Source organism: Mycolicibacterium parafortuitum (assembly GCF_010725485.1).
GTDB lineage: Bacteria > Actinomycetota > Actinomycetes > Mycobacteriales > Mycobacteriaceae > Mycobacterium.
Window position 1 is genome coordinate 1,274,994 of the sequence record NZ_AP022598.1, and the last position, 24,487, is coordinate 1,299,480.

Below are 24,487 nucleotides of genomic sequence, written 5' to 3' on the forward strand. Positions count from 1 at the left end.
GAACCCCGCATGCTCATCGACGGCAAGCTCGTCGACGCCGAGACCGGCCGCCGATTCGACAACATCAATCCGGCGACCGAGGAGGTGCTGGGCGACACCGCCGACGGCACCCGCGCCGATATGGAACGCGCCGTGGCAGCCGCCCGGCACGCGTTCGATCACACCGACTGGTCGCGCAACGGCGAGGCCAGGGCCGCCGGGATCCGCCAACTGCAGGCCGCACTCGAGGCCGAGCGGGAGGAGATCCGCAGCGAGCTGATCGCCGAAGTGGGCTGCCCGTTGCTGAGTACCTTCGGACCGCAGCTCGACGTGCCGCTCAAGGAGGCACTGACCTGGCCGGCCGACATGATCAGCGAATTCTCCTGGAGCCGAACCCTTCCCGACAAGGACGCGTTCGGCATGGGCACCGTGGCCGCTCGCGAGGTGTGGAAGGAACCCATCGGCGTGGTCGGCGTCGTGACGCCGTGGAACTTCCCGTTCGAGATCATCCTCAACAAGATCGGGCCGATCCTGGCGATGGGCAACACCATGGTGCTCAAACCCGCACCCGACACGCCATGGAACGCCACCCGCATCGGCCGGATCATCGCCGAGCAGACCGATATCCCGCCGGGCGTGATCAACATCGTCACCTCCTCCGACCATCTCGTCGGTGAGGTGCTGTCTACGTCCCCCCTGGTCGACATGGTCGCGTTCACCGGTTCGACCGCGACCGGGCGGCGCATCATGAAGGCCGCCGCCGACACGCTGAAGCCGACGTTCTTGGAGCTCGGCGGTAAATCGGTGTACCTGGTGCTCGAGGACGACGGCGACCTGAGCGCCTCGATCGGCGGCAGCGCGTTCATCTCCATGCACGCCGGGCAGGGCTGCGCCATGCCGACCCGCCTGTTGGTGCCGAACTCCCGGTACGCCGAGGCCGTCGAGATCGTCAAGGTCGCGATGGAGAAGAACAAGTACGGCGATCCCACCGATCCGTCGGTGCTGCAGGGTCCGCAGGTGTCCAAACGCCAGCAGGACCGCGTCATGGGTTATATCGAGAAGGGCAAGCAGGAGGGTGCACGGCTGGTCACCGGCGGCAAGATCCCCAGCCACCTACCGAAGGGCTTCTTCGTGGAGCCGACGATCTTCGCCGACGTGGACAATCGTATGACGATCGCGCAGGAGGAGATCTTCGGCCCGGTGTTGTCGGTGATCGGCTTCGATGACGACGACGACGCGGTGCGCATCGCGAACGACTCGATCTACGGTCTGTCCGGCGTGGTGTTCGCCAAGGACCTGGACCGGGCCAAGTCCGTCGCAAGCCGGATCCGCACCGGAACGCTGGGTATCAATGGCGGCATCTGGTACGGCGCCGATGCCCCGTTCGGCGGTTACAAGCAGTCCGGAATCGGTCGGCAGTGTGGAATCGAGGGCCTGGAGATCTTCACCGAGACCAAGACCGTCGGCTGGCCGAAGGAGTCCTAGATGAAGACCAGAGCCGCCGTACTGCGCGGAGTCGGCGTCGACTGGGAGGTCACCGACGTCGAGCTGGATCCGCCCCATGCGGGTGAGGTGCTCGTCAAGATGGCCTACGCCGGGATCTGCCACTCCGACGAGCACTTCTACACCGGCGACAGCGTGCCGAGCGCGGAGATGGAAGAGATGATGCGGGCAGCCGGCGTCCCGGTGCCCGAATGGTTCCCGATGCTCGGCGGCCATGAGGGTGCGGGAATCGTCGAGGAGGTCGGCGCGGAGGTCCATACCCTCAAACCCGGTGACCACGTGGCAGTTTCGTTTCTGCCGGCATGCGGCAACTGCCGCTGGTGCGCGACCGGCCACACCTATCTCTGCGATGTGGGCGCCGACCTCTACAGCAAGTCCATGACCACCGACGGCACCTGTCGCCGTCATGTGGATGGCGAGGACCTGATGGCGATGATGCAGGTCGGGACCTTCAGCGAGTACGTCGTCGCCTCCGAACGATCCCTGGTGAAGATCAACGAGTGGGTCCCGCTGGAGGCCGCATCACTGGTCTCCTGCGGTGTCACAACCGGTTTCGGGTCGGGTTCGGTGGCCGCGGGTACCGAGACCGGAGACACCGTGGTCGTCATCGGCGTCGGGGGAATCGGCATGAACGCCGTCCAAGGCGCGAAGGCCGCCGGCGCCAAGCACATCGTGGCCGTCGATCCCAACGAGTTCAAACGCGAGATCGCGCCGAGCTTCGGGGCGACGCACACCGCCGTCGACGCCGGTGCGGCACTGGAGCTGGTCAAGGAGATCACCTGGGGCGTCATGGCCGACCGGGTGGTGCTCACGCCGGGCGTGGTTCCCGCGGACCTGGTGCTGATGGCGATGCTGCTGCTGCGCAAGGGCGGTACCTGTGTGCTGACCGGCATGGCGAAGATCAGCGATCTGACGGTCCCGCTGAGCCTGCCCGATATGGTCAGCTCCTGTAAGACGCTCAAAGGCGTGCTCTACGGCGAGATGAATCCCCGCGACGCGATGCCGAAACTGCTCTCGATGTATGAGGCGGGCACCATCAAGCTCGACGAGCTCGTCACCCAGAAGTACAAGCTGGACGATATCAACGAGGCGATGCGAGATCTGCGTGCCGGCAACAACATCCGCGGTGTGATCGCCTTCGACTGACGCCGGCCGTTCCGGGCGTGGCGTCATCCGGTCTTCGTCGGCCAGCCCCGCAGTGCCGCGTCGGCGACGGCGTGCAGCACGGCACGGTCCGCACCGCTGCGGGCCTGGATCGCGATCCCCTGACATACGGCGGCGATCCAGCGCGCCAGCACCGAGGTGTCGACATCGGGTAGGTCGCCGTCGGCGACCGCATGGTCGAAGCGTTCCGCGAGTCCGTGCACCGTCTCGTCGCGGAACTCGGCGAGTCCCGGTCCGTCGCCGACGGTCAGGCAGCCTTGGATGTCGCCGCTGACGGTGTCGGCCGCTCCGTGCACCATCGCCTCGGCGACCTCGCGAGCCGTCGAGCGCGTCAGCGCCTCGACCGTGTAGGCGCTCGGGCCGGCCAAGTAGCGCCGCAGGCTCCGGCGGAACAGTTCGTCCTTCGAGCCGAACTCGGCGTAGATGCCGCGGCGGTTCACCCCGGTCGCAGCGCTCACATCGGAGATCGAGACCCCGTCGAACCCGCGTTGCCAGAACAGCTTCATCGCCACGTCCTCGACCGTTTCGGGGTCGAACTCCCGAGGACGGCCCACCGTCATACCCAATCCGCCCTCCTGTGATGCCGGTCACATCAGGAATGTATGGCAGCCCTGCATGCTTGACTCCAGCGTACTTAGTAACAAGCGAGTTCGTAATTACTGGAGGAGCGGCACATGAGCACGACACCACTGGCAGGACGGCGAGCACTGGTCACCGGAGGTTCGCGAGGGATCGGCGCGGGGATCGTGCGGCGACTGGCCGATGACGGCGCTGCGGTGGCGTTCACCTATTCGGCGTCGCCGGCGGCAGCCGACGCGCTGGTCGCGGAACTGACCGGGGCCGGCGCCAAGGTGGTCGCCATCCAAGCGGACGCGGCCGAGCGTGAGCAGAACCTCGCCGCCGTCGAGCACGCGGTCGCCGAACTCGGGGGCCTCGACGTGGTGGTCAACAACGCCGCCGTCGCCCACCTCGCGCCGTTCGACGAGTTCCCCGACGAAGAATTCGAGCGCCTGGTCGCGATCAACATCGGCGGCATGTACTGGACCACCCGTGCGGCAATCAAGCACTTGGGCAAGGACGCGCGGATCATCAACATCGGCAGCATCAACGCCGAACGCATCCCCGGCCCCGGACTGGCGGTCTACGGCATGACCAAGGGCGCGGTGGCCTCGTTCACCCGGGGCCTGGCACGCGATCTCGGCCCCCGCGGCATCACCGTGAACAACGTCCAACCCGGCCCCATCGACACCGACGCGAATCCCGATCAGGGTGACTTCGCCGAAGGCCTCAAGCAGATCACCGCCCAGGGCCGCTACGGCAGCACCGACGATGTCGCGGCGCTGGTCAGCTTCCTGGCCGGGCCGGAGTCCGGCTACATCACCGGCGCCCATCTCAATATCGACGGCGGATTCACGGTCTGACAGTCTGTGAAGCTACCGTCGGCTCATCTCGCCGCAGTAACCTGACACCCGGACGCGGAATCCGGGTCGCCGAGGAGTCCCCATGGTCGAGATGATTTCCACCGCTCGCCGTTTCGGGATGGCTATCGTGGTTGTGCTCTCAGCCGCCATGGCGGCCGGATACCCGCCGGCCGTCGCCTCGCCGATCACCCTGCCTCCGGTCGGTGGCGCACCGGACTATCAACTGGGTGCGGCGTATCCGCCGAGTCCGCCGGTCACGATCGTCGCGCGGGACCGCACGGCGGCACCACCCGAGGGCACCTACGCGATCTGCTACGTCAACGCCTTCCAGACCCAGCCCGGGGAGGCCGGGTTCTGGCCGCCGGAAGTCTTGCTGCGGGATGCGGACGGTTCCCTTGCACACGACCCGGACTGGCCGCAGGAGGTACTCCTGGATACCCGCACACCTCAACAGCGCGACGCGATCCGCGGCGTGGTCAACGGATGGATCAGTGACTGCGCCGACAAGGGTTACGACGCTGTCGAATTCGACAACATCGACAGCTATACACGGGTGGATGTCCTGCGGCGCGCGGATGCCGTGGCGCTGGCGCGCGACCTGACGTCGTCCGCCCACAGTGTCGGCCTCGCCGCGGCGCAGAAGAACGCCGCCGAGGACGCGCCTGCACTGCGCGCGGCGGGATTCGACTTCGCCGTCGCCGAAGAGTGCGCCGCCTACGACGAATGCTCCAGCTATACCGGTGTCTACGGCGACCACGTGGTGGCGATCGAGTACACCGACAACCTCCCCCAGCCATTCCTCCAGATGTGCGCGAGCCCCGACCACGTGCCTTCGACAGTTCTGCGCGACCGCGACCTCGTCGCGCCATCTGAGCCGGGGTACCACTTCGAGCTGTGCCCCTGAACCGGACCGGCCAGTCAACCGGCCCAGCTCACACCGCTGAACCCTTCACGTCGAGGACATCCTTTTCCCGCTCGTCACGGCCGGCGAGCCGGTCGTCCCAGACCTGGAGCACCTCCGGTGCGGTCCGCGGGGTCAGCAGGCTGACGACCACGTACACGATCAGGCTGGCGGCCAGGCCGTAGTAGATCGGCTCGTTGGCCAGCACATCGCCGACGACGAACATCGTGCCGAGGGTGACCACGGTGCCGACGCCCATCGACCACAGCGCAGCCGCGCCGGTGGCCCGCTTCCACACGAACCCGCCGAGGATCGCCACCAGCAGCCCGCCGACCAGGATGTCGTAGGCGATGGTCAGCGCCGCCACCACATCGTTGAGCAACGCCGCGATCACGATCACCGCGATGCCCAGCACCACGACGTACATCCGGTCCGAGTGCACGTCATCTTTCCCTCCGTCGCTTCGCTCGCCCCGGTCCCGTTCAGCGTCCTCATTCTGCGCCGGACGCCCGATCAGCCTGAGCAGCAACGGTTTCACATCGGTGCGCGCGACCGTCGCGGTCGCGATCAACGCACCCGAGGCGGTCGACATCATCGCCGCGACCGCCGCCGCGAGGACCAGGCCGCTGATGCCGACCGGCAGGATGCTCTCCGCGATCTGGGCGTACACATCGTCTTTCGCCTCGACGTCGGGCAGGAAGGTCGACGCCGCCATCCCGATCACCGCACCGGCCACTCCGTAGAACAGGCAGTACACCGCCGCGGCGGTGCCGCCCCACTTCGCCACGCCCGGCGAGCGCGCGGTGAACACCCGCTGCCAGATATCCTGGCCGATCAGCATGCCGAAGCTGTACACCACGAAGAACGTGATGATCGTCGGCATCCCGATCGCGCCGAGGTCGAACACGGCGTCGCCGGCACGTTCCCGGATTCCTTCGAAGCCACCGGCTTTCGACAGCGTGAACGGCAGCATCAGCGCGAAGATGCCGATCGTCTTGAGCAGGAACTGCACCATGTCGGTCAGCGTGATCGACCACATCCCGCCGATCGACGAGTACAGCATCACGATCGCGCCGCCGATGATCACCGACACCGTCCGGTTCGTGCCGAACAGCACGTTGAACACCGTGGCGTACGCGATCGTGGAGGTCACCGACAGCATCAAGGTGTAGGCGACCATCACGAGCCCGGACCCCGACGTCGCGTCGACGCCGTAACGCAGCCGCAGCATCTGCGCGACCGTGTACACCCGCAGCCGCTGGATCCGGCCGGCGAAGAACAGGCTCAGCGCGAGCAACCCGACCGCGATCGCGACCACCAGCCACATTCCGGACAGGCCGTACTGGTAGCCGAGGCCGACGCCGCCGACAGTGGACGCGCCGCCGAGGACGACGGCCGCCATCGTGCCGGTGTAGAGCGTCGGTCCGAGCCGCCGCCCGGCGACCAGGAAGTCGGCGGAGTCCTTGGTTCTGGTCTTGCCCCAGAATCCGAATGCCAGCATGGCGGCGAGGTAGACGACGATGATGACGATGTCGAGCGGCTTGCCCATGGCAGGGCCTCCTGTCTCAGGTGGGTGCAAACATCCGCAGCACTGCGGGCAGAACGACCACGGCGGGGCCGTGCGTCGTGAACGTGCCGGCGATTGCTTCACCGACTCCCTCAAGCGTCACCCGCTGCGCGGGCACGCCGAAACTCGATGCCAGAGCGGCAAAATCGGGCCGGGTCAGTTCGGTGGCGGTGGCCTCGCCGAACGTCTCGGTCATGTACTCCCGCAAGATGCCGTAGCCGCCGTCGTCGACGATCAACCACGTGACGTCCGCATCGTGCTGGCGGGCGGTGGCCAACTCGGCGATCGAGTACATCGCGCCGCCGTCCCCGGTCACCGCCAGGGTGCGCTCGCCGGTGCCGATCGCCGCGGCCAGCGCCGCCGGGAACGCGAAACCGAGTCCGCCCGCGCCCTGCGCCGAGTGGAACTGCCCGTCCCGCGGGTCCCACGCCGACCACGCCCAGTACCCGGCGATCGTCATATCCCAGAAGGTCTGAGCCGCAGCGGGAACCGCGGCGCGCAGATCACTCATCAACGCGAGCTCGGCTCCGAGGTTCTGTTCGGCGAGGCGTTGCTCGACCTTGACACGCAGATCGGCCGCGATTTCCGCTCCGCCGCCAGAGCGCCCGGTGACCTTGTCCGCCAGCGCGTTCAGGGCGAGTGCCGCATCGGCGTGGATCGCCAGCGCCGGATGGTTGGCCTCCAGCACCCGATGTTCGGCGTCGACGTGGATCAGCCGGCCCGTCGGCGTGAAGGTGAAGTAGTTCGACGTGACCTCACCCATCGCGGTGCCGACTGCCAGCAGCACATCGGCGTCGGAGAGCAGGTCGGTGGTGTGGCGATCCTCGATCCACGAAGCCGCCGACAGCGGATGGGAGAACGCGATGGCCCCCTTGCCACCGACCGTCGAAACCACCGGCGCATCAAGCAGTTCCGCGAGCCGCACCAGTGCCTTGGGCCCACCCGGGGAGCGTCGCACTCCCCCGCCGGCCAGGATCACCGGCCGCTGCGCACCGTCGAGAAGCGCGGCGGCCGTGTCGATCAGCTCGGTCCGCGGCGCGCGTTGCGCCACCGCGGTGACCGCCGAGCTCACCGGCGGCACCGAGGTCGGCTCCTCCAGCACGTCCTGCGGGATCTCCACCCACACCGGCCCCGCCGGCGCGGACTGGGCCAGTGACCACGCGTCGGCCAGCAGTGACGGAATCTCGCCGGAGTTCCGCGCCACCGCTGTACTTTTCGTGACGTTACGGGCGCTGCGCTGCTGATCGTCGAGTTGATGCAGCATCCCGCGGCGCAGGCCCATTCCGGCGCGGGGCACCTGACTGGCGATCACCAGCAGCGGCACCCCGGTCGCGTACGCCTCCTGCAGCGCGCCCAGCGCGGTCAGCGCGCCGGGCCCGGTCGACAGGAACAGCACCCCGACCTCACCGGTGGCGCGCGCGTACCCGTCCGCGCCGAACGCCGAATTGTTCTCCACCCGCGAGCTGACGAACGTAAGCTCGCTGCGCCGGATCGCGTCGAACAGCGCCAGCGCGTTCTGCCCGGGGATGCCGAAGACATGCGAAACACCCAGTATCCCAAGCGTTTCGACGACGACGTCACCCCCGTTGCGGGTCATGCCGTGGCTTCCTCGTGCTTCATCGCCAGCAGCGACACCAGATCGTAGGCGACGTGCGACGCCGCGACACCGGTGATCTCAGCGTGGTCATAAGCCGGTGACACCTCGACGACATCGGCGCCGATCAGGTTCAGCCCGCGGAAGCCGCGCAGGATCTCAAGCAGTTCGCGGCTGGTCATACCGCCGGCCTCCGGGGTCCCGGTGCCGGGCGCGTGCGCCGGGTCGAGCACGTCGATGTCGATCGACACGTACACAGGGCGGTCGCCGAGCCGGTCCCGCAGCTTGTCGGCGATCTCTCGCACGCCTTGGTAGTAGACGTCCGAAGAGGTGACGATGCCGAACCCGAAGCGGCGGTCGTCGTCGAGATCCTTCTTTCCGTACAGCGGCCCCCGCGTGCCGACGTGCGACAGCGCCTCGGTGTCGAGGATGCCCTCCTCGACGGCCCGGCGGAACGGGGTGCCGTGGGTGTACTCCGCCCCGAAGTAGGTGTCCCAGGTGTCGAGGTGCGCATCGAAGTGCACCAGTGCGACGGGCCCGTGCTTGGCGTGCGCGGCACGCAGCAGCGGAAGCGCGATGGTGTGGTCGCCGCCGATGGTGACCAGCGACGTGCCGTCCTTGGTCAGGTCGATCGCCGCGGCTTCAAGGGTCTCGATGGCCTCATGGATGTTGAACGGGTTCACCGCGATATCGCCGGCGTCGACGACCTGCGCGATCTCGAACGGGGACACATCGAGCGCCGGGTTGTACGGCCGCAACAGCCGTGACGCCTCCCGCACGTGAGTCGGCCCGAAGCGGGCCCCCGGCCGGTAGGACACCCCCGCGTCGAACGGCACGCCGACCACCGCGACGTCGGCGCGCGGCACCTGATCGAGGCGCGGCAACCGGGCGAACGTGGCCGGTCCGGCGAATCGCGGCGTCTTCGACGCGTCGATCGGTCCGATGGGGCTAGCCATGCACAGTCACTTCCTCTGGTTCGCTGCGGTCGTCGTCGACCGAGGTGATCGGGATACCCGCGGGCGGTCCGGTCGGAACGAAGCGGGATCCGTCGGGACCGTAGGCGTCCCGCGGTTCTGGGAACGCGAACAGCAGTACCGGGTACAGCACTGCCGCCAGGCCTAGACCGACCGGGATGGACAGATCGATCCCGTCGGCGAGATCGCCCAGTGGGCCCACGAATTGGCCCGGGAGGTTGACAAAGCACAGCGACAGCGCCGCCGAGACCAGCCATGCTCCGAGAGCGCGGAGGTTCCAGCCGTGCGCGAACCAGTACCGGCCGCCGCGCTGCCTGCGGTTGAACACCTGCAGCGAGTCCGAGTCGTACCACCCGCGGCGCACCACCCAGCCGATCATCATCACGACCATCCACGGTGCCGTGCACGTCACGATCAGCACCGCGAACGTCGAGATGCTCGCCACGATGTCGAACGCGAACCGGCCGATGAAGATGAACAAAATCGCCAGCGCACCGATGAACACCGTGGCCTGCACCCGGCTGAATCGCGGGAACACACTGGAGAAGTCGAGACCGGTGCCGTACAACGCAGTGGTCCCGGTGGACATCCCGCCGATCAGCGCGATCAGGCACACCGGCAGGAAGTACCAGCCTGGCGAGACCTCCAGCAGCCCGCCGATGTAATTGCCCTCGTCGATGAACTGCGGCGCATTGGTCGCGACGACCGCGGCGGTGACCAGCCCGAACAGAAACGGCACCAGGGTGGCCAGCTGCGCGCAGAACGCCGCCGCCATCGGTTGCCACCGCGGCGTCTCGCGCGGAATGTAGCGTGCCCAATCACCGAGGAACGCACCGAAACTCACCGGGTTCGACATCACGATCAGCGCGGCGCCGACGAACGAAGGCCAGTACAGCGCGTTGGTCTGCGCATCCGCCCCCGGTCCGAAGATCCCGGCGTAGCCGGGGTCGAACGTGCCGCCGAACGCGAAGATGCCGAGCAGGAACAGCACCGTCGCGGCGATTACGGCGACCTTGTTGACCAGCAACATGAATCGGAACCCGTAGATGCAGACCACCAGCACCAGCAGCGCGAAGATGCCGTACGCGAGTCCGAGCGCGAGATCGGTCATCGGCAACCCGATCGCCCGGTTGGCGCCGCCGACGAGCACGTCACCGGATGTCCACACCGAGATCGAGAAGAACGCGACCGCGGTCAGCAGCGACAGGAACGAGCCGACCACGCGGCCGTGCACGCCGAGATGGGCCGACGAGGACACCGCGTTGTTGGTCCCGTTGCGCGGACCGAACAGTGCCATCGGCGCCAGGATCGCGGCCCCGAGTACGACGCCGAGCAGCGTGGCCAGCAGCGCGTCGCGGAACGACAGTCCGAAGATGATCGGGAAGCTGCCGAGCACGACGGTGGCGATGGTGTTGGCCCCGCCGAAGGTCAACCGGAACAGATCCAGCGGCCGGGCGGTTCGTTCGGCGTCCGGAATCGGCTCGACGCCGTGGATTTCGACCTCGGTGATCTTGGGTGGTGTCGCGGCGCCCATCGGGTCCTCCAGCGGCTCGGGATGTGGTGGGAATCACCGTAGGACCAGTACAAACAACCGGCAAACGATTCCTTCGTTACCGGCACATTTCGAATCACGATTGGTCGCGGACGGCCGTTGAATCCGCCCATATTGTGATCTTCTGGGCGCTGTGACGAAAGAATCACCACCCAGACCCGGCTGAAAAATCTTCCTCTGATTTTCAAGGAGTAGCGGTGGACGAGCTCGATGAGGCCATCGTGGAGCTGCTCGAGGTCGACGGCAGGCTCACCCACCGCGAGATCGCCGACCGCGTCGGGCTGTCCCGATCAGCGGCAGCGGCCCGGATTCAACGACTGATCGGCAGCGGCCAGGTCGTCATCCGCGGCGCCGTGCATCCCGCAGTGCTGGGGCGTCCGGTCGCCGCCCATGTCAGCGTCGCCGTGGACGGCCCCGCCCGGCCCGTCGCGACCGAGCTCGCGCGCCGCGACGACGTGCCCTTCCTGTCACTGACCAGCGGACGGCACGGGCTGGTCGTGGAGTTGCGTTCGGCGACCGCGCGCGATGTCGATCGCGCGGTGGCCGAAGTGCGCGCGCTCGCCGGGGTCTCCGGCGTCGACACCCTGACCTATGTCGAGGTCATGCGCGACGTGATCGGGCCCGTCGGTGACGTCCGCACTGACATCGACGACACCGACCGCGCGCTGCTCGGCGCACTCCAGCAGGACGGCCGGGCCTCCTACGTGGAACTCGCCGAACGCGTCGGCCTGTCCGCCGCCGGTGCCCGCCGGCGGGTGGTGCGGCTACTCCAGGAGCGCGTGGTGCGCATCGGTGCGGTCGTGCGGCATTCGGGCCAGGACCGGCAGAGCGCGATGGGCTTCGGGTTGCGGCTGGCCGGCGCTCACGACGACGTGGTCGCGGCGCTGACGGCGATGCCTGCCGTCATCTTCGTCGCGCGCACCCTCGGCCGGTTCGACGTGCTGGCAACGGTGCGGGCGTTCTCGTCGGCGCAGCTGGTCGAAGTCCTCGACACGGTGCGGGCGCTGCCCGGGGTGCGCGCGCTGGACAGCTGGAGCCACCTCGACGTGGTCAAGGAGAGCTACGCGTCCGGGTTGGCGGTCAGCTCTTGACCTCCAACACCCGCTTGCGCAGCCCCTTGGTCGCAGTGTCCATCAGACCCTTGGCGCCCTTCTTGATCAGGAATCCCGGCAACGGCGCCTTCAGGTCGACCATCAGCTCAAGCGACACCCGGGTGTGCTCGCCCTCGGGCGTCAGCGTGTACCTGGCTTCCTGTGCGCGCTGCTGGTCAGAGCTCACCAAGGTCCAGCCGACCCCGTCGTCGTAGACGTGGTAGTCGAGGATCTGGTCGTCGCTGACGCCGACGATCTTGACAACCTGCCGTGACCGCTTCGGCCGGCCCTCGTCGTCGCGCTCAAGGATCTCGACCTCCTGATGCGCCGACGACCATTCGGTCAGGGATTCCAGGTCGTAGAGCACGGCGAGGATCTCGTCGGGCGTCGCCTCGATCACGATCTCACGGTTTTCGGTGATGGCCATGCCGTGTAATTGCCGCGCTCAGCCCGTTCGAAACTGCACCGACATCTCGTCGATGCGCCGCAGCGCCTGCGACAGCACCGGCAGATAGGCCGGTGCCCATACCGGGGCGCTCATCCAGACCCGCGAACCGTCGTCGAGTGGCTCCACCCCGTGCCGGGTCGCGGGCACCCCGGCCACGTTCCACGCCCACGTGCGGCCCTGGTCCAGCTCGGAGATCATGAACGGCAGCGGGACCCCCAGCGGCGTCCAGACCCGCCCGGTCGCACCCAACTCGAAAGCGGCACCGTCGAGTTCGGCCTTGCTGACGGTCAGTCCCCAGCGTGGCCAGGCCTCCAGATCCGTCAGGATCTGCCACACGGTGTCCGCGGGGGCTTGCAGGGTCCTGTCCACCGTCCACATGCCGGGCCATATACCCCGGAGGCGAGCTAACCGAAACGCGCGTGCAGCGCCGGCAGGAACGCCGCCAGGTGGTTCATCTCCTGCGCGCAGTGCACCAGCAGATCCCGCGGGTCGGGCAGCTGACGCGCGGCTACTGGCCTAATCATGCTGTCGGCGAACAGGTTTCCGTGGCGCACCCTGACATACGGGCCACCCATCCAGAAGCGCGACCGCATCTCGGCGCCCTCGGGTGTCGGGCGGATCTGGTGGACGAACCAGCCGATGTCGAGCGACGCCTCCGAGGATCCCACCCGCGCGCACACCGCGACCGACTCACCGAGCCGCTCGCCGGGCAGTCCCAGCGTGTCGGGCCTGACGAACCGGATCGCCGCCTTCACGTACGCCGAGCCGAGGTACTCCTCGATCAGCGAGGTCCGGCCGACGTAGCGCCCGTCGCCGCCGCCGTCGGACCAGCGCGCCGACGCGTGTGCGCGGGGGTGCCACAGCTTGTAGCGGCGGGTGTCGCTGCCGTGCCAACCGAACCACCAGTCCCACATGCGCGGGGTCACGCCCGGCATGTCGGTGCGCACCGACACCTGTAATGCCCCGTTGGGCAGCCGCCCGTACCCCGTCTCGGTCTGCTGGTAGCCGTCATCGAGAAGCTCAGCGGCACTGTCGAATCCGAGCAGTACCTGGTCGGCCTGCGGACCGTGGTGCAGAGCGTCGACGACGTGCCCCGGCAGCGCCTTCATCTGCGGCTCGAAGAACTCACCCCACGGGGTTCTCCCGTCGTCGCCGCGGTATCCGAGGTAGGCGCGGGCGCCCATCACACCCGTCCCATCCAGCTGTGGAAGCGCCCGTTCGGGTCGTACTCGGCGCGCACGCGATCGAGCTTGGCCATCGCCTCCGGCGTGGCGAACGGGGCGGGCCGACGGCCGAGATTCTCGTCGGCGAGCTGGATCCCGCTCTGCAGATGTTCCATCGCCGCCATGTTGGATCGTGCCCAGTCCCCGTAGATTTCGTCGTCGTCCGGGTCATCCCACACCCCGTAGCACGCGAGGTAGATCTCGTCTTCGAGGCTGTAGGCCATGTCCTGGCGTTGCGGCGACGGACCCCAGTTCAGCCACAGGAAGTGTGACGGGTGCGGCGGCATGGATTTCAGCGTCTTGGTGATACCGGGCATCAGCTCGTCGGCCGACGCGGAGGTCCAAATGTTGTCGGCGGTGTAGCGGTGCCCGTCGGGGTAGTTGCTCATGATGCCCGCGTACCAGGTCTCCAAGTCGGCCGGCGCGTACGGCACCGCGGCGATCGCCTTGTCCCGCACCGGGCAGGTCTCCAGCAGCGCGAGTGCATTGATCGCGTCCTGTTCGGTGTCGGCGAAAACCGGCGAGGCGAAGACGATTCCGGGGGTCTGCAGGCCCATACCGGGCACCGACCGCGACGCGGCGATTTGCAGCTCCACCTTGCGGTCCACCTCGGCGCTGATCGACCGGGCCCAGGGGTAGATCTCGTCGGCGAGTTCCATCGGATAGACGTAGAGGCTGCTGCCGCATATCTGTGGGCGCCTGTAGAGCTTGAGGTGGAACGCCGTCACTGCGGCGAAGAATCCCGGGCCGGAACCTCTTGCGGCCCAATAGAGATCGGCGTGGTTGTCGGCGTCGATGTGGAGTTGCTCGCCGTCCGCGGTGACCACGTCGAGGCCGAGGACGCTCTCACAGGCAGGGCCCAGCACCCGGCTGTTCCAGCCGTACCCGCCCTGCAACAGATAGCCGCCGATGCACACACCCTTGCAGTGCCCGGCCGGGAAGAACAGCCCCTGCTCCCACAGCAGCCCGGCCAGCACGCTGCCGCCCATCCCGGGCCCGACGACGGCGGTCCCGGCCTCGACGTCGACCTCGCACCGGTTGAGATCATGGACGTCGAGGAGCACGCCGCCGTCGCGGATGTGGTTACCCGCCCAGCTGTGCCCGCCGGAGCGGATGCCGATCTTGAGGTCGCGCGCGGTCGCATACCGCACGGTGGCGACGACGTCGTCGGCGTCGGCGGCCTGAATGACCAGATCGGGGTAGCGCTCGGGGGTACGGGCGTTCCAGACGGTGCGGGAACGCGCCTGTTCGTAGCCGGGGTCGTCACGGAAGAAATGCCGGTGCGGTAGATCCATCTCACCCTCCATGAGATTCGGATAGCGGATCTTGTCGGTCCGTACTCCGGATCAATATAGTGACGGGGTGGCTGCGACGGAGCGGAACGCACAAGTTGACGTCGGCGGAAATCGCGAAGACGGCCTGCAGGTTCTGCGCCGGGCCGCGGCAGCGCTCGACGAGATCGCGACCGCGCCGGGGCGACTGCGGCTGGTCGACATCGGTGCCAACCTCGGTCTGGCCAAATCGACGGCCCGGCGGTTGATGGTGGCACTGGTCGACATCGGGTTCGCCGCGGTGGACGACACCGGCCGTTACCGGCCCGGGGACCGGCTGCTGGGGCTCGCCAGCGCGGACGGGTCGAACCTCGCAGTGCGGTTCCGCCCGGTGATCGAGCAGGTGGCCCGCGCGACCGGGGAGACGGTCGACCTGTCGGTGCTGCGCGGCAGGCAGATGTGGTTCATCGACCAAGTCGAATCGGCGCACCGGCTGCGCGCGGTCTCAGCGGTCGGGGGCCGGTTCCCGCTGCACGACACCGCCAACGGCAAGGCTGCGCTGGCACTGCTCGACGACAACGAGGTGCCCGGAGATCTGCTGGCCGAGATCCAGGAGGTGCGCCGGACCGGGATCGGCTACGACCGCGACGAGCACACCGTCGGCATCTCGGCGGCGGGCGTCGCCGAGCGGCTGACCACGGGACACATCGTCGCGGTCTCGGTGCCCGCGCCGACCGAACGCTTCAGGGCCAACGAGGCCGTCATCGTCGACGCGCTGCGGGCGGCGGCGGCCGGGCTGCGCGACGCCATCTGAAGTCAACCCGGCCGCATAACTTCACTTAGCCATTTAAGTGAAGTTATCTTGGGTTGGTGACTTCACTTCGGCCCATCGCCTACGAGGACGTTCGTTGGGAGCCGGACGGTGGACGGCACTGGGGCGGGGCACGCCCCAGGTACGGCATCTATCACCCGGCCGTTCCTGCCGGCATCGCCGACGTGGTTCTCGACCTGCCGTCGTCAGTGTTGGCAGATGCGGAGGCGGCCAGCCGCGAGATCGCTCGGTTCGACGCCGAACTCGGCGGTGAGATCGCACCGTTTGCCGCCGTACTGCTGCGGTCGGAATCCGCCGCCAGTTCGCAGATCGAAAATCTGATCGCATCAGCACAAGCGATCGGCGAGGCGGAGTTGCCCGGGGGCAAGGCCAAGCGCAACGCAGAGACGATCGTCGCCAATACCGCTGCCATGCAGGCAGCTGTCGCTCTGTCTGACGTCGTCGATGCTGATGCCATCCTGGCGATGCACCGCGCGTTGATGATCAACGATCCACGCCACACCCCAGGAGAGTTCCGCACCGAGCCTGTGTGGATCGGCGGCGGTTCCACCCCGGTCGGCGCGACATTTGTCGGCCCACGCCATGAGCTCATCCCCGACGCGATCGCCGACCTGCTCGCGTTCGTGCGGCGTACCGACGTCCCCACGCTGCCGCAGATTGCGGTGGGGCACGCCCAGTTCGAGACCATCCACCCCTTTACCGACGGCAACGGGCGCGCGGGCCGTGCTCTGGTGCAAGCGCTGCTGCGCAACAAAGGGCTCACACGCCAGGTCACGGTGCCGGTCTCAGCCGGCCTGCTGGCTGACACCGATGCCTACTTCGCCGCGTTGACGAGCTACCGCGAGGGCGATGCCGCACCCATTGTCGAACGCTTCTCCGAGGCCACCGTTCTGGCTATCGCCAACGGACGAGAACTGGTCGCCGAGCTCCGCGATATCCGAGAGGCCTGGAACGGTGCGATCACTGCACGGTCCGACTCCGCGGTCTGGAAGGTCGCCGATTTGTTGACCCGTCGTCCGGTCGTGAACGCCGCGCTACTGGCACAGGAGTTGGGTATCGAGTCCACCAACGCCCACCGCTACCTCAACCCGCTCACCGAGGCTGGAATCCTCATCGAGACCACCAACGGGCCCCGCAACCGAGTGTGGAGTTCCCCCGAAGTGCTTGCCGTCCTGGACGCATTCGCCGCGCGCGCCGGCCGGCGACGCTGACGTGCAGACGGACTAACCGACCCGCGGGGACCAGCCGAGGCGCCGTCGTTCCCGGAACAGGAACTCGCGCAGGCTCGTCGGCGGCCGCCCGGTGATGTCGGCGACCGTAGTGGTGACGAAATCCTGCTCGCCCGCGCGGATCCGCGCGTCGAGTGCGGCCAGTGCTGCCGAAAAGTCTGCGGGGTAGCCGGCCGCGGTGAGTCGCGCTGCCAGCTCGTCGGTAGCCAGATCGATGTGCCGCACAGGTTCTGCGAGCACGTCGGCAACCATCTGCGCGGCCTGCGGATAGGACAGCGAGTCGGGGCCCGTCAGGACCAGCTCGCCACCGAGGTACTCGGCGCGGACCAAAGCCTCGACCGCGACGGCGGCGATGTCGGCCGCGTCGATGAATCCCAGCCGTCCGTGTCCGGTCGCCGTGGCGATCTCTCCGCGTCGGCGGATCCCGTCCGCCACCGGATGGTCGCCGACGAAGTTCTGCATGAACCACGACGGCCGCAGCGCCGTGTACTCGTCGAAGGTCCGGGCGCCGAGATCGTGGATCTCACCGAGAACCGGGTCGCCCCGCCCGACCGCCGACGAACTCAGCTGCACGACCCGGCGCACCCCCGCGGCCGAGGCGGCCTGGAAGAACGGCCGCACCAACGGCATCGGCTCCGCGACACCGACCGGTGCGACGAGGTAGACGGCCTCGACACCCGAGACCGCCGGGGCGAAGGTGCGGGCATCGGCCCAGTCGAATCTCACCGCATCGGCGTCGGCGGGGGCAGGTCGCCGGCTCGCCGCGCGTGCCCGCCGACCTCGCCGGCGCAAGCCGCTGACCACCCACGACCCGGTGTTCCCGGTCGCTCCCGTGACGAGAACTGTCCCCGCATCAGACATTTCGATCCTGTCCGAAGGCGGTCATCACCGCGTCGACGCCACCCATCGCGACCGCGGCGGCCAGCGAGTTCCAGTAGTCCTTGTAATGCACGATGCCTTCTGGTCCGGTGGTGATCACCGAGATGTAGCCCATCCGGTATTCGCTGCCGGTCTGCAACGCAACGCCCTCGGCGGCGAACTCCAGCACGACGGTCGCGGGATCCAGTGTGTGGTGACGCGCGCCCTCGGTGATCGAGTCGAGACGGATGACGCTGCCGTAGTCCTTGACGTAATCCCCGACCTCGGCGCGACTGCGCAGCACGCGGTATCCCGGTGGCGCGAAAGGGAACTCCATCACGCCGTCGGGCGCCCACTGGTCGGCGAAGGCCCGCATGTCGTGGCGCCGCAGGCTGTTCAGCAGCGCATCGACGATGCGATCGGTATGGGCGCGACGTTCGTCATCGGTGGGCATCGGTTCTCCTTCGTTCAAAAACTGACACGATACGGAACCGTTCCGTCTCGCTGTATTATTCCGTGATGCCATCCGGACACCGGGCACTGCGCTCTGACGTGACCGACGGAATCATCGAAAGCGTCCTCGACGAACTCGCCGATGTCGGATACGGCCGGTTGTCGATGGACGGTGTCGCCCGCCGCGCCAAGGCCGGCAAGGCCGCCCTCTACCGGCGGTGGTCGTCGAAGCAGGAGATGGTTCTCGACGCGGTGACCACCATCAGCGTGCCTGCGCTGCCCGAGACCAGCGGCGACCTGCGGACCGACGTGGCCGCACTGGTGCGCGGCGTCGACGAGTGGATCAGCGATCCCCGCATGACGCGCGTGCTCCCCGACCTCCTCGCCGAGGCCGTCCGCAATACGGATCTGGCCGACGCCCTCACCGCGCGCATCGGCGTCACCCGCCGCGAATCGGGCCGCGTGGTCATCATGGCCGCGATCGACCGCGGCGAGGTGCGCCCGGACGTGGACATCGAATACGCCCTGGATCTGGTCGCGGCGCCCGTCTTCTGGCGGATCTGCGGTCGGCGGCTGCCCACCACGCCGGAGTTCCTCGACCGCGTGGTCGGCACCGTCCTGAACGCCCTGCCCAGACCGTGACCGGCCCAATTCGGCGGAGGATGTGACGGCTTCGCCGAACGGGCATGCGCGGTCCCGGCGCTGGTTAGGCTGCCGAGGATGCAGTGGTTCGTCGACAATGCCCTGCTGACGCTGTTCTTCTGCCTTGGGGTCGGCAGCCTGGTGGGCCGGATACGCTTCGGCCCGGTCGCGTTCGGTCCGGCCGGGGCATTGTTCGTGGCGCTGGCGCTGGCCGCAGTCGAGCCCGACGTCGCTCTGCCCCCGATCGTCACCAGCCTGTCGCTGTGCGTGTTCTGCTACATGGTGGGGCTGGCCGCGGGCCCGTCGTTCGTCAGCGCCTTGCGCACCACCTGGCAACCGATCGTGGTGTCCACGGTGGCGATCGTCGCCATGGCCGCGGCGGCATTGGGGCTGGGCGCCGCATTCGGTCTGGACATCGGGACGGTCGCCGGCGCCTTCGCCGGCGCCGGGACCGCGACCCCGGCACTCGGCGCCGCCCAGCAGCAACTGGCCACCGGCGACGTCATTCCCACCGAGCCGGCGATCGGGTACGCCGTGGCCTACCCGATCACCGTGTGCCTGACCATCCTGGCCTGCACGTACCTGATGTCGGCGGGACGCCGCAAGCCGACGGCCGAAGACCGCGAGAAGGTGCCGCCGATCGTCATCCGCACCGTCGAACTGCTCGGCGACCCCGATCTGACGGTGCACGAGCTGGAACAGAGATATCACGCGGTGATCTCACGGCTGACCCGCGGCGGTCACACGGTGGTGGCGCGGGAATCGGAGCGGCTGGCCGACGGTGACCTGCTCACCGCCACCGCCGGTGAGGACCAGATCGACCGGCTGATCACCGATCTCGGCCGGCGCGCCGAACGCGAGCCGTGGCTGGACCGCAGTGAGATCGACTTCCGTCGCATCATCCTGTCGAACCCGCAGTACGTCGGCCGGGAACTGCGCGATCTGAAATTGGACCAACGGTACGAGGCCGTGGTCAGCCGCGTGCGGCGCGGCGACACCGATATCGTCGCGACGCCGGATCTGGTGCTGCAGAACGGCGACCGGCTCCGGGTGACCGCACCGCGGAACCTGTTGGGCGACATCACCCGCGACCTGGGCGACTCCGAGCGCGCGGCCGGCGACATCAACCCGATCGGCCTCGGCCTCGGCCTGGCGATCGGCCTGATGCTGGCGCTGGTGCAGATCCCGTTGCCCGGCGGCGGATCGCTGGTGCTCGGCACCGCGACGGCACCGCTGGTGGTCGGCGTCGTGCTGGGCGCGTTGGGCCGCACCGGGCCGGTGATCTGGACGCTGCCGGGAAACGTGTCCAACACCTTGAATCAGTTCTCGCTGCTGATCTTCCTGGTCGCCGTCGGCACCGGCGCAGGTGGCGGCCTGGTGGATGCGCTGGCCGATGAGGGGCTCCAGCTGATCGTCCTGGCCGTCGTCGTCTCGGCGGTCCACGCGCTGATCTGTGTGGTGGGCCTGCGCACCATCCTGGGGTTCGGCACCGCCCGCGCCCTGGGCGGGCTTACGGGTTCCCAGCTCAACCCCGCCCCGTACGCGTACGCCATGGGCAAGGTTCCCGACCCACGGTTGTCGGTGGGGTACGCGGTGCTGTTCCCGGTGTCGATGATCATCAAGGTGTTCGTCGCGCAGTTGATGGTCGTCTACTTCTGACCCCACCGGCGCCAAGTCCTCACCTCTATTCGACCAGCGCCACCGCGAATCCGTCCCAGCCCTTGGTGCCGACGGTCTGGATCGCCGCGGTGTCCAGGCGCGGGTCGGCGCCCATCATGTCGAACATGGCGCGGACGGCTTTGGCCTGTTCGTCGTCGGGCGCGGGGTCGAGTACCCGGCCACCGCGGGCGATGTTGTCCACCACGATCACAGTGCCCGGGCGCCCCAGGGTGATCGCCCACTCGACGTAGGAGACGTTGTTCTCCTTGTCGGCGTCGATGAACACCAGATCGAAGGTGTCCCCGCGCTGCTGCAGTGCCGGCAGCGAGTCCAGCGCCGCCCCGACGACGATCTCCACCCGGTCGGCGACACCGGCGCGTTCGAGGTTGCCCCGGGCCACGTCGGCGTGCGCCTGGGCGTACTCCAGTGTCACGACCGAGCCGTCGGCGCCGACCGCGCGGGCCAGAGCAATGGTGCTGTAGCCGCCGAGCGTGCCGATCTCCAGCACCCGGCGTGCCCCGGAGATCCGCACCAGCAGGGACAGCAGCTTCGCGTGCTGGGCCGACACCTCGATACGCGGCAGGCCCGCGGCGTCGGCGGATGCGCGGGCGGCGCGCAGCGCGTCATCCTCGCTGTGCAGGATGTCGGTGAACAGGTTGTCGAGCAAAGCCCAGTCGGCCCCGGTCCTATCAGACGATGTCACCTGGCCGACGTTAACCGATCACCTTGCGGATCTTCGTCCCTCGTGGATAGGCCAGCACCATCGGAGCGGCTCCCGCGGTGCGCGGTTCGGAGGTCAGCACCACCCGGGGCTCATCGCCGTAGGCCACCGTGTTGACGTGCTCGACGTGGGCGACCCGGAACCGTTGCGGGTTCGGATCGTCGTCGCTCGTCATCGCCAGCACGTCACCGGGTACGAGGTCCTCGACCGCCACGTAGGTCGTCTGGTCCGGCATCAGCGCACCCCCTCCTTCGCGTAGACCACCCTCAACACGTGGGCCACCTCCGGACCCATCACAGCACTGGCGAGCTCGCAGTGCGCGGCGACGAACTCCGGGCCGTGCGGCGGGTCGCTGCGGCACACGTGGTGGGCGAGTTCGTGCAGCACCACCAGTTCCCGCAGCGCCCAGGTCGCCCGGCCCTGCGGCACGGCGATCGTCGCGCCGTCGTCGGTCCATTCGTAGTGCGCGGCCGCCGCGCCGCGGCGCGCCCGCACCCGCACCGGACCTGCATCCGGCCAGCGTTGCCGTACCGCCGGATGCGCCAGCACGTCGTCGACATAGCCCTGGACGGATTCCGCCGAGGCGAACCGCGCCTCCGGCGGCAGCGTCAGGGAGGCGCCGAAGAACTCCACCACCGGGTTGCCACGTTCGGCGGCCCGATCGAACATGGTGCGCACGAATCCCTCTGCGGCATACACCTTGGCGCGCTGCGCGTCGCGGCTCATCGCTCCAGGGCTGACCTCGCGCCGGTGAGCTCGGTCTCCCCGCCCAGCCGGGCCCGCCGCCCCGCCCGGTCGCCGGCGCGGCGCGCATCCGACGAGTACCCGGCGGTGGCGCTGGTGGCCCGCCAGGTCCCGCGCGCCTTCGACGTCTGCCGGTAGTAGTCCTTGAGCTCAAGATCCTTGTTGCGCAACGCGATCGCGGTGCCCGGAATCGCATCCGGCCCGCTGCTGGCCTCACGCTGGGCCTGCTCGCGCGCCTCGATGAGCCGTTTGCCGATCCGCGCGCCGAACGCCAACTGGAAGTTGATGCGCGCGGTGATCGTCGGAGTCGGCCGATGTGCGCCCGAGGCAATGTAGTCCTGCGAGGCCCGCACCATCTGCATCACCAGACTGGTGTACAGCGCGTGGGTGGCGTCGATATCCTCGGGAAAACCGTAGGCGTACACGAACGTCGAGTTCGATGCCACATCGCATTTGACGTCGTTCGCGGCGGCGATCACCACGAACAGCTGCACATAGGTGCGCAGCCCGCGGGCCCCGGGTTCGCCGATGGTGATGGTGCGCTGCACCGGGTCCTGAGCCTTGGTCCGTTTGTCGCTGTGGTCGCGGGCCACGGCCAGGTCGATCGATGTCGCGGTGGCCAGCCGCTGCGCCGCGGCCATGAAGGCCTCGGCCTCGTGCGGGTTGTCGGTGCCTTCGGCCTGGCGCAGCAGTGCCGCGATCCGGCCCAGCATCTTCTCGTCTGTGCTCATGACGGCGACGCTAGGCCCAGGGTGTGACGCCGCACCGCCGCGTACGTATCCGTCATCCCCACAGCCGAATTCATCCCCTGGCTCACTTGCCGGCGAACCCGTCCACCGCGGTCACCAGCTGATCGGACAGCGGCTCCTGCTTGGCGTAGTTGGCGATGTTGTCGGTCGGGTCGTCGCGCAGCACATGGTTGACGCCGGTGAGTTCCACGACCGTCAGGTCGGTGTGCTCCAACGCGTCGACGAGCGGCGTCATCGTGTCGCAGCGCGCCTGGCTGTCGGCGTCCGAACAGGTCAGCAACACCGGGGTGCCGTCGGGGATCGCCGCGGCCAGTTCGACCGGGTCGACCTTGTCGGCTTCGACCACGGCGGTGACGTTGCCGGGGTTGACGATCGCGCTCAGCCCGTCGGGCAGATCGGCCGGAACGGTTCCCTTGGTACGGATTTCCTCGACCGCGCGCCGCCACTTCTCGACGGTCTCCGGCGACCCGTCGGCGGTCACCCGGTTGGTGATGATGTCGAGGTACCGGCCGGGCAGCGGCTGGAACAGCCCGAGCGAGTGCACCTTCGGCGCCCCGTCGCCGGTGTCACCGGCCAGCGCCATCGCGTGCACGGTGCCCTCGCCGAGGGCGTAGACCGAGATGCGATCGGCGTCGGTGGCGGGCTGTTCGGCCAGGAAGCGCACCGCGGACCTGGCTCCGGAGGTGTAGACCGCGCTGACGACGTCGTTCGGGGTGTCCTTGAACGGGCCGAGCCCGGTGCGGCCGGTGCCCACCTTGTCATAGCGCAGGGTGGCGATACCGCGCTCGGAGAGCAGATCGGCGATCTGGCGCATGTTGCCGATCGGTCCGGCGACGACGTTGTCCCCGTTGCGGTCGGTGCCGCCGCTCTCGGAGATCAGCAGCGCCGCGGGCGCGGTCTGACCGTCGTCGCGGAAGTGGTAGGTGCCGTGCAACGTCAGACCGTCGGCCTCGAACGTCACCTCCTCGTCGACCCAGCCCTGCCCGGCGGCGTCGTCCCCCTTCGAGCACCCGGCCACCAACAACGTCAGCGAAAGCGCTACAGCGGCAATTCTTCTCACAGTTTCGACTCGATCCATGCGGTCACGTCGTCGAGCACCAGGTCCTTCTCCGGTTCGTTGAAGACCTCATGGAAGAGGCCGGGATACTCCTTCAGGTGCACGTCGGTGGACCCGACACACTCCACCAGTCGCCGGCTGCCCTCGACCGGGATCAGCCGGTCCTTGTCGCCGTGCACCACCAGCAGCGGCGCGGTGATCGCGGCGGCGCGCTGGGGCATCGTCTCGCCGACGGTGATCAGCGCGCGACCCACGCCGGCCGGCAGCTTGCCGTGGTAGACCAGCGGATCGTTCTCGTAGGCGGTCACCACCTGCGGATCGCGCGACACCGCGTCGGCGGGCAGGTTCTCCGCCGGCAGGCCCGGGGCGATCCGGCCGAGGACCTTGGCCAGCGCGCGCTTGACCGGCGGCACCGACGCGTGGGCGGCGACCGCGGGGCCCGAGAGCACCATCGCGTCGTAGTCGTCGGGATGTTCGACGCCATAGGTGAACACGATGCCGCCGCCCATGCTGTGGCCCACCACGACGAGTTTGAGGCCGGGGTGCTCGGAGCGGGCGATGCCGACGAGAGTGTGGAAGTCCTCGGCGTACTCGCTGATGTCGCGCACGTAGACCTGCTTGCCGCCCGAGCGCCCGTGCCCGCGGTGGTCGAGCGCGTAGGTGACCAGGCCGGCCTCGGCGAACCGCGCCGCGACGTGGTCGTAACGGCGGGCGTGTTCGGCGTATCCGTGGGCCAGCACGACGACGCCGGCGGGCGGGCTGTCGGGGGTCCAGACGTCGTACACGATCCGGACACCGCCGATGCCGTCGAAACTGCGTTCGGTGTGGGTCACGGCCATGCCAGGGAGACTATCG

The 24,487-nt window shown here is 68.4% G+C and carries 26 protein-coding genes; 9 read left to right on the top strand and 17 right to left on the bottom strand.

Annotated features, from left to right (window positions below):
• The first annotated feature begins 9 nt into the window (after positions 1–9).
• Positions 10–1,464, top strand: coding sequence for an aldehyde dehydrogenase family protein (locus tag NTM_RS05930; RefSeq protein WP_163769390.1), 1,455 nt, complete (start codon positions 10–12; stop codon positions 1,462–1,464).
• Positions 1,465–2,628, top strand: a complete 1,164-nt coding sequence (locus tag NTM_RS05935; protein WP_163765750.1) for an NDMA-dependent alcohol dehydrogenase — start codon at positions 1,465–1,467, stop codon at positions 2,626–2,628.
• Between the two features lie 23 nt (positions 2,629–2,651).
• Here NTM_RS05935 and NTM_RS05940 read toward each other — a convergent pair whose 3' ends face one another.
• Entirely contained in the window at positions 2,652–3,206 is a 555-nt protein-coding gene (locus tag NTM_RS05940; RefSeq protein ID WP_104864296.1) for a TetR/AcrR family transcriptional regulator, read from the bottom strand.
• A 114-nt stretch (positions 3,207–3,320) separates the two neighbouring features.
• Here NTM_RS05940 and NTM_RS05945 point away from each other — a divergent pair, with 114 nt between their 5' ends.
• Positions 3,321–4,067: a 3-oxoacyl-ACP reductase family protein gene (locus NTM_RS05945; protein WP_163765751.1), complete on the top strand. Its 747-nt coding sequence runs from the start codon at positions 3,321–3,323 to the stop codon at positions 4,065–4,067.
• A gap of 118 nt (positions 4,068–4,185) precedes the next feature.
• Positions 4,186–4,971 carry an endo alpha-1,4 polygalactosaminidase gene (locus NTM_RS05950; RefSeq protein ID WP_104864462.1) on the top strand — a complete coding sequence of 262 codons (786 nt, stop codon included), beginning with the start codon at positions 4,186–4,188 and terminating at the stop codon, positions 4,969–4,971.
• Positions 4,972–4,999: 28 nt separating this feature from the next.
• Here the strand turns inward: NTM_RS05950 and NTM_RS05955 are convergent, their stop codons facing one another.
• Genes NTM_RS05955 through NTM_RS05970 form a run of 4 tightly spaced genes read right to left on the bottom strand, consistent with a single transcriptional unit; the run spans position 5,000 to position 10,637 of the window.
• Positions 5,000–6,517 carry a sodium:solute symporter family protein gene (locus tag NTM_RS05955; RefSeq protein ID WP_163765752.1) on the bottom strand — a complete coding sequence of 506 codons (1,518 nt, stop codon included), beginning with the start codon at positions 6,515–6,517 and terminating at the stop codon, positions 5,000–5,002.
• Between the two features lie 16 nt (positions 6,518–6,533).
• Positions 6,534–8,132 (bottom strand): thiamine pyrophosphate-binding protein, encoded by a 1,599-nt coding sequence (locus NTM_RS05960; RefSeq protein WP_163765753.1) that lies wholly within the window; start codon positions 8,130–8,132, stop codon positions 6,534–6,536.
• Positions 8,129–9,085: an agmatinase gene (gene speB, locus NTM_RS05965; protein WP_163765754.1), complete on the bottom strand. Its 957-nt coding sequence runs from the start codon at positions 9,083–9,085 to the stop codon at positions 8,129–8,131. The genes NTM_RS05960 and speB overlap by 4 nt, the downstream gene beginning before the upstream one ends.
• Complete coding sequence (locus tag NTM_RS05970; protein ID WP_163765755.1) at positions 9,078–10,637, bottom strand: purine-cytosine permease family protein; 1,560 nt, start codon at positions 10,635–10,637, stop codon at positions 9,078–9,080. The genes speB and NTM_RS05970 overlap by 8 nt, the downstream gene beginning before the upstream one ends.
• Before the next feature lie 215 nt (positions 10,638–10,852).
• Between NTM_RS05970 and NTM_RS05975 the strand changes: the two genes are divergently transcribed.
• A complete protein-coding gene (locus tag NTM_RS05975) occupies positions 10,853–11,746 on the top strand; it encodes an Lrp/AsnC family transcriptional regulator (protein WP_163765756.1) in 894 nt (297 codons plus the stop codon).
• Here NTM_RS05975 and NTM_RS05980 read toward each other — a convergent pair.
• Genes NTM_RS05980 through NTM_RS05995 form a run of 4 tightly spaced genes read right to left on the bottom strand, consistent with a single transcriptional unit; the run spans position 11,736 to position 14,712 of the window.
• Complete coding sequence (locus tag NTM_RS05980; protein WP_163765757.1) at positions 11,736–12,173, bottom strand: SRPBCC family protein; 438 nt, start codon at positions 12,171–12,173, stop codon at positions 11,736–11,738. The genes NTM_RS05975 and NTM_RS05980 overlap by 11 nt on opposite strands.
• An 18-nt stretch (positions 12,174–12,191) precedes the next feature.
• Positions 12,192–12,572, bottom strand: a complete 381-nt coding sequence (locus tag NTM_RS05985; RefSeq protein WP_163765758.1) for an SRPBCC family protein — start codon at positions 12,570–12,572, stop codon at positions 12,192–12,194.
• 26 nt (positions 12,573–12,598) lie between these two features.
• Positions 12,599–13,378 carry a DAPG hydrolase family protein gene (locus NTM_RS05990; protein ID WP_163765759.1) on the bottom strand — a complete coding sequence of 260 codons (780 nt, stop codon included), beginning with the start codon at positions 13,376–13,378 and terminating at the stop codon, positions 12,599–12,601.
• Entirely contained in the window at positions 13,378–14,712 is a 1,335-nt protein-coding gene (locus tag NTM_RS05995) for an FAD-binding oxidoreductase (protein ID WP_163765760.1), read from the bottom strand. The genes NTM_RS05990 and NTM_RS05995 overlap by 1 nt, the downstream gene beginning before the upstream one ends.
• A gap of 67 nt (positions 14,713–14,779) precedes the next feature.
• On the opposite strand from NTM_RS05995, the gene NTM_RS06000 reads away from it, so the two are divergent.
• Complete coding sequence (locus tag NTM_RS06000) at positions 14,780–15,502, top strand: IclR family transcriptional regulator (protein WP_163765761.1); 723 nt, start codon at positions 14,780–14,782, stop codon at positions 15,500–15,502.
• 56 nt (positions 15,503–15,558) lie between these two features.
• The gene (locus NTM_RS06005) at positions 15,559–16,731 is read left to right on the top strand and encodes a Fic family protein (protein WP_163765762.1); all 1,173 of its coding nucleotides are present in this window, start codon (positions 15,559–15,561) and stop codon (positions 16,729–16,731) included.
• A 12-nt stretch (positions 16,732–16,743) separates the two neighbouring features.
• Here NTM_RS06005 and NTM_RS06010 read toward each other — a convergent pair whose 3' ends face one another.
• A complete protein-coding gene (locus NTM_RS06010) occupies positions 16,744–17,610 on the bottom strand; it encodes an NAD(P)H-binding protein (RefSeq protein ID WP_163765763.1) in 867 nt (288 codons plus the stop codon).
• Positions 17,603–18,061: a nuclear transport factor 2 family protein gene (locus NTM_RS06015; protein ID WP_163765764.1), complete on the bottom strand. Its 459-nt coding sequence runs from the start codon at positions 18,059–18,061 to the stop codon at positions 17,603–17,605. The genes NTM_RS06010 and NTM_RS06015 overlap by 8 nt, the downstream gene beginning before the upstream one ends.
• A 65-nt stretch (positions 18,062–18,126) precedes the next feature.
• On the opposite strand from NTM_RS06015, the gene NTM_RS06020 reads away from it, so the two are divergent.
• Both NTM_RS06020 and NTM_RS06025 read left to right on the top strand, forming a co-directional pair.
• Complete coding sequence (locus NTM_RS06020) at positions 18,127–18,702, top strand: TetR-like C-terminal domain-containing protein (protein ID WP_163765765.1); 576 nt, start codon at positions 18,127–18,129, stop codon at positions 18,700–18,702.
• 78 nt (positions 18,703–18,780) lie between these two features.
• Positions 18,781–20,361, top strand: coding sequence for an aspartate-alanine antiporter-like transporter (locus tag NTM_RS06025; RefSeq protein ID WP_163765766.1), 1,581 nt, complete (start codon positions 18,781–18,783; stop codon positions 20,359–20,361).
• A 25-nt stretch (positions 20,362–20,386) separates the two neighbouring features.
• On the opposite strand, the gene NTM_RS06030 is transcribed toward NTM_RS06025, so the two are convergent.
• From NTM_RS06030 to NTM_RS06055, 6 genes are all read right to left on the bottom strand, one after another.
• Entirely contained in the window at positions 20,387–21,064 is a 678-nt protein-coding gene (locus NTM_RS06030) for an O-methyltransferase (protein ID WP_163765767.1), read from the bottom strand.
• 10 nt (positions 21,065–21,074) lie between these two features.
• Positions 21,075–21,317: a hypothetical protein gene (locus NTM_RS06035; RefSeq protein WP_104864316.1), complete on the bottom strand. Its 243-nt coding sequence runs from the start codon at positions 21,315–21,317 to the stop codon at positions 21,075–21,077.
• Positions 21,317–21,808, bottom strand: a complete 492-nt coding sequence (locus NTM_RS06040; protein WP_104864317.1) for a TIGR04338 family metallohydrolase — start codon at positions 21,806–21,808, stop codon at positions 21,317–21,319. Before NTM_RS06040 ends, NTM_RS06035 begins: the two co-directional genes overlap by 1 nt.
• A complete protein-coding gene (locus NTM_RS06045; RefSeq protein ID WP_104864318.1) occupies positions 21,805–22,557 on the bottom strand; it encodes a DUF2786 domain-containing protein in 753 nt (250 codons plus the stop codon). The genes NTM_RS06040 and NTM_RS06045 overlap by 4 nt, the downstream gene beginning before the upstream one ends.
• A gap of 82 nt (positions 22,558–22,639) precedes the next feature.
• The gene (locus NTM_RS06050) at positions 22,640–23,653 is read right to left on the bottom strand and encodes an alpha/beta hydrolase (protein ID WP_179963894.1); all 1,014 of its coding nucleotides are present in this window, start codon (positions 23,651–23,653) and stop codon (positions 22,640–22,642) included.
• Positions 23,632–24,471 carry an alpha/beta hydrolase gene (locus NTM_RS06055; protein ID WP_163765768.1) on the bottom strand — a complete coding sequence of 280 codons (840 nt, stop codon included), beginning with the start codon at positions 24,469–24,471 and terminating at the stop codon, positions 23,632–23,634. The genes NTM_RS06050 and NTM_RS06055 overlap by 22 nt, the downstream gene beginning before the upstream one ends.
• Positions 24,472–24,487: the final 16 nt, after the last annotated feature.

Coding starts and splice junctions, on each gene's coding strand:
- NTM_RS05930 (WP_163769390.1), top strand. CDS start 10: ATGCTCATCGACGGCAAGCTCGTCGACGCCGAGACCGGCCGCCGATTC.
- NTM_RS05935 (WP_163765750.1), top strand. CDS start 1,465: ATGAAGACCAGAGCCGCCGTACTGCGCGGAGTCGGCGTCGACTGGGAG.
- NTM_RS05940 (WP_104864296.1), bottom strand. CDS start 3,206: ATGACGGTGGGCCGTCCTCGGGAGTTCGACCCCGAAACGGTCGAGGAC.
- NTM_RS05945 (WP_163765751.1), top strand. CDS start 3,321: ATGAGCACGACACCACTGGCAGGACGGCGAGCACTGGTCACCGGAGGT.
- NTM_RS05950 (WP_104864462.1), top strand. CDS start 4,186: ATGGCTATCGTGGTTGTGCTCTCAGCCGCCATGGCGGCCGGATACCCG.
- NTM_RS05955 (WP_163765752.1), bottom strand. CDS start 6,517: ATGGGCAAGCCGCTCGACATCGTCATCATCGTCGTCTACCTCGCCGCC.
- NTM_RS05960 (WP_163765753.1), bottom strand. CDS start 8,132: ATGACCCGCAACGGGGGTGACGTCGTCGTCGAAACGCTTGGGATACTG.
- speB (WP_163765754.1), bottom strand. CDS start 9,085: ATGGCTAGCCCCATCGGACCGATCGACGCGTCGAAGACGCCGCGATTC.
- NTM_RS05970 (WP_163765755.1), bottom strand. CDS start 10,637: ATGGGCGCCGCGACACCACCCAAGATCACCGAGGTCGAAATCCACGGC.
- NTM_RS05980 (WP_163765757.1), bottom strand. CDS start 12,173: ATGGCCATCACCGAAAACCGTGAGATCGTGATCGAGGCGACGCCCGAC.
- NTM_RS05985 (WP_163765758.1), bottom strand. CDS start 12,572: ATGTGGACGGTGGACAGGACCCTGCAAGCCCCCGCGGACACCGTGTGG.
- NTM_RS05990 (WP_163765759.1), bottom strand. CDS start 13,378: ATGGGCGCCCGCGCCTACCTCGGATACCGCGGCGACGACGGGAGAACC.
- NTM_RS05995 (WP_163765760.1), bottom strand. CDS start 14,712: ATGGATCTACCGCACCGGCATTTCTTCCGTGACGACCCCGGCTACGAA.
- NTM_RS06010 (WP_163765763.1), bottom strand. CDS start 17,610: ATGTCTGATGCGGGGACAGTTCTCGTCACGGGAGCGACCGGGAACACC.
- NTM_RS06015 (WP_163765764.1), bottom strand. CDS start 18,061: ATGCCCACCGATGACGAACGTCGCGCCCATACCGATCGCATCGTCGAT.
- NTM_RS06020 (WP_163765765.1), top strand. CDS start 18,127: ATGCCATCCGGACACCGGGCACTGCGCTCTGACGTGACCGACGGAATC.
- NTM_RS06025 (WP_163765766.1), top strand. CDS start 18,781: ATGCAGTGGTTCGTCGACAATGCCCTGCTGACGCTGTTCTTCTGCCTT.
- NTM_RS06035 (WP_104864316.1), bottom strand. CDS start 21,317: ATGCCGGACCAGACGACCTACGTGGCGGTCGAGGACCTCGTACCCGGT.
- NTM_RS06040 (WP_104864317.1), bottom strand. CDS start 21,808: ATGAGCCGCGACGCGCAGCGCGCCAAGGTGTATGCCGCAGAGGGATTC.
- NTM_RS06045 (WP_104864318.1), bottom strand. CDS start 22,557: ATGAGCACAGACGAGAAGATGCTGGGCCGGATCGCGGCACTGCTGCGC.
- NTM_RS06050 (WP_179963894.1), bottom strand. CDS start 23,653: ATGGATCGAGTCGAAACTGTGAGAAGAATTGCCGCTGTAGCGCTTTCG.
- NTM_RS06055 (WP_163765768.1), bottom strand. CDS start 24,471: ATGGCCGTGACCCACACCGAACGCAGTTTCGACGGCATCGGCGGTGTC.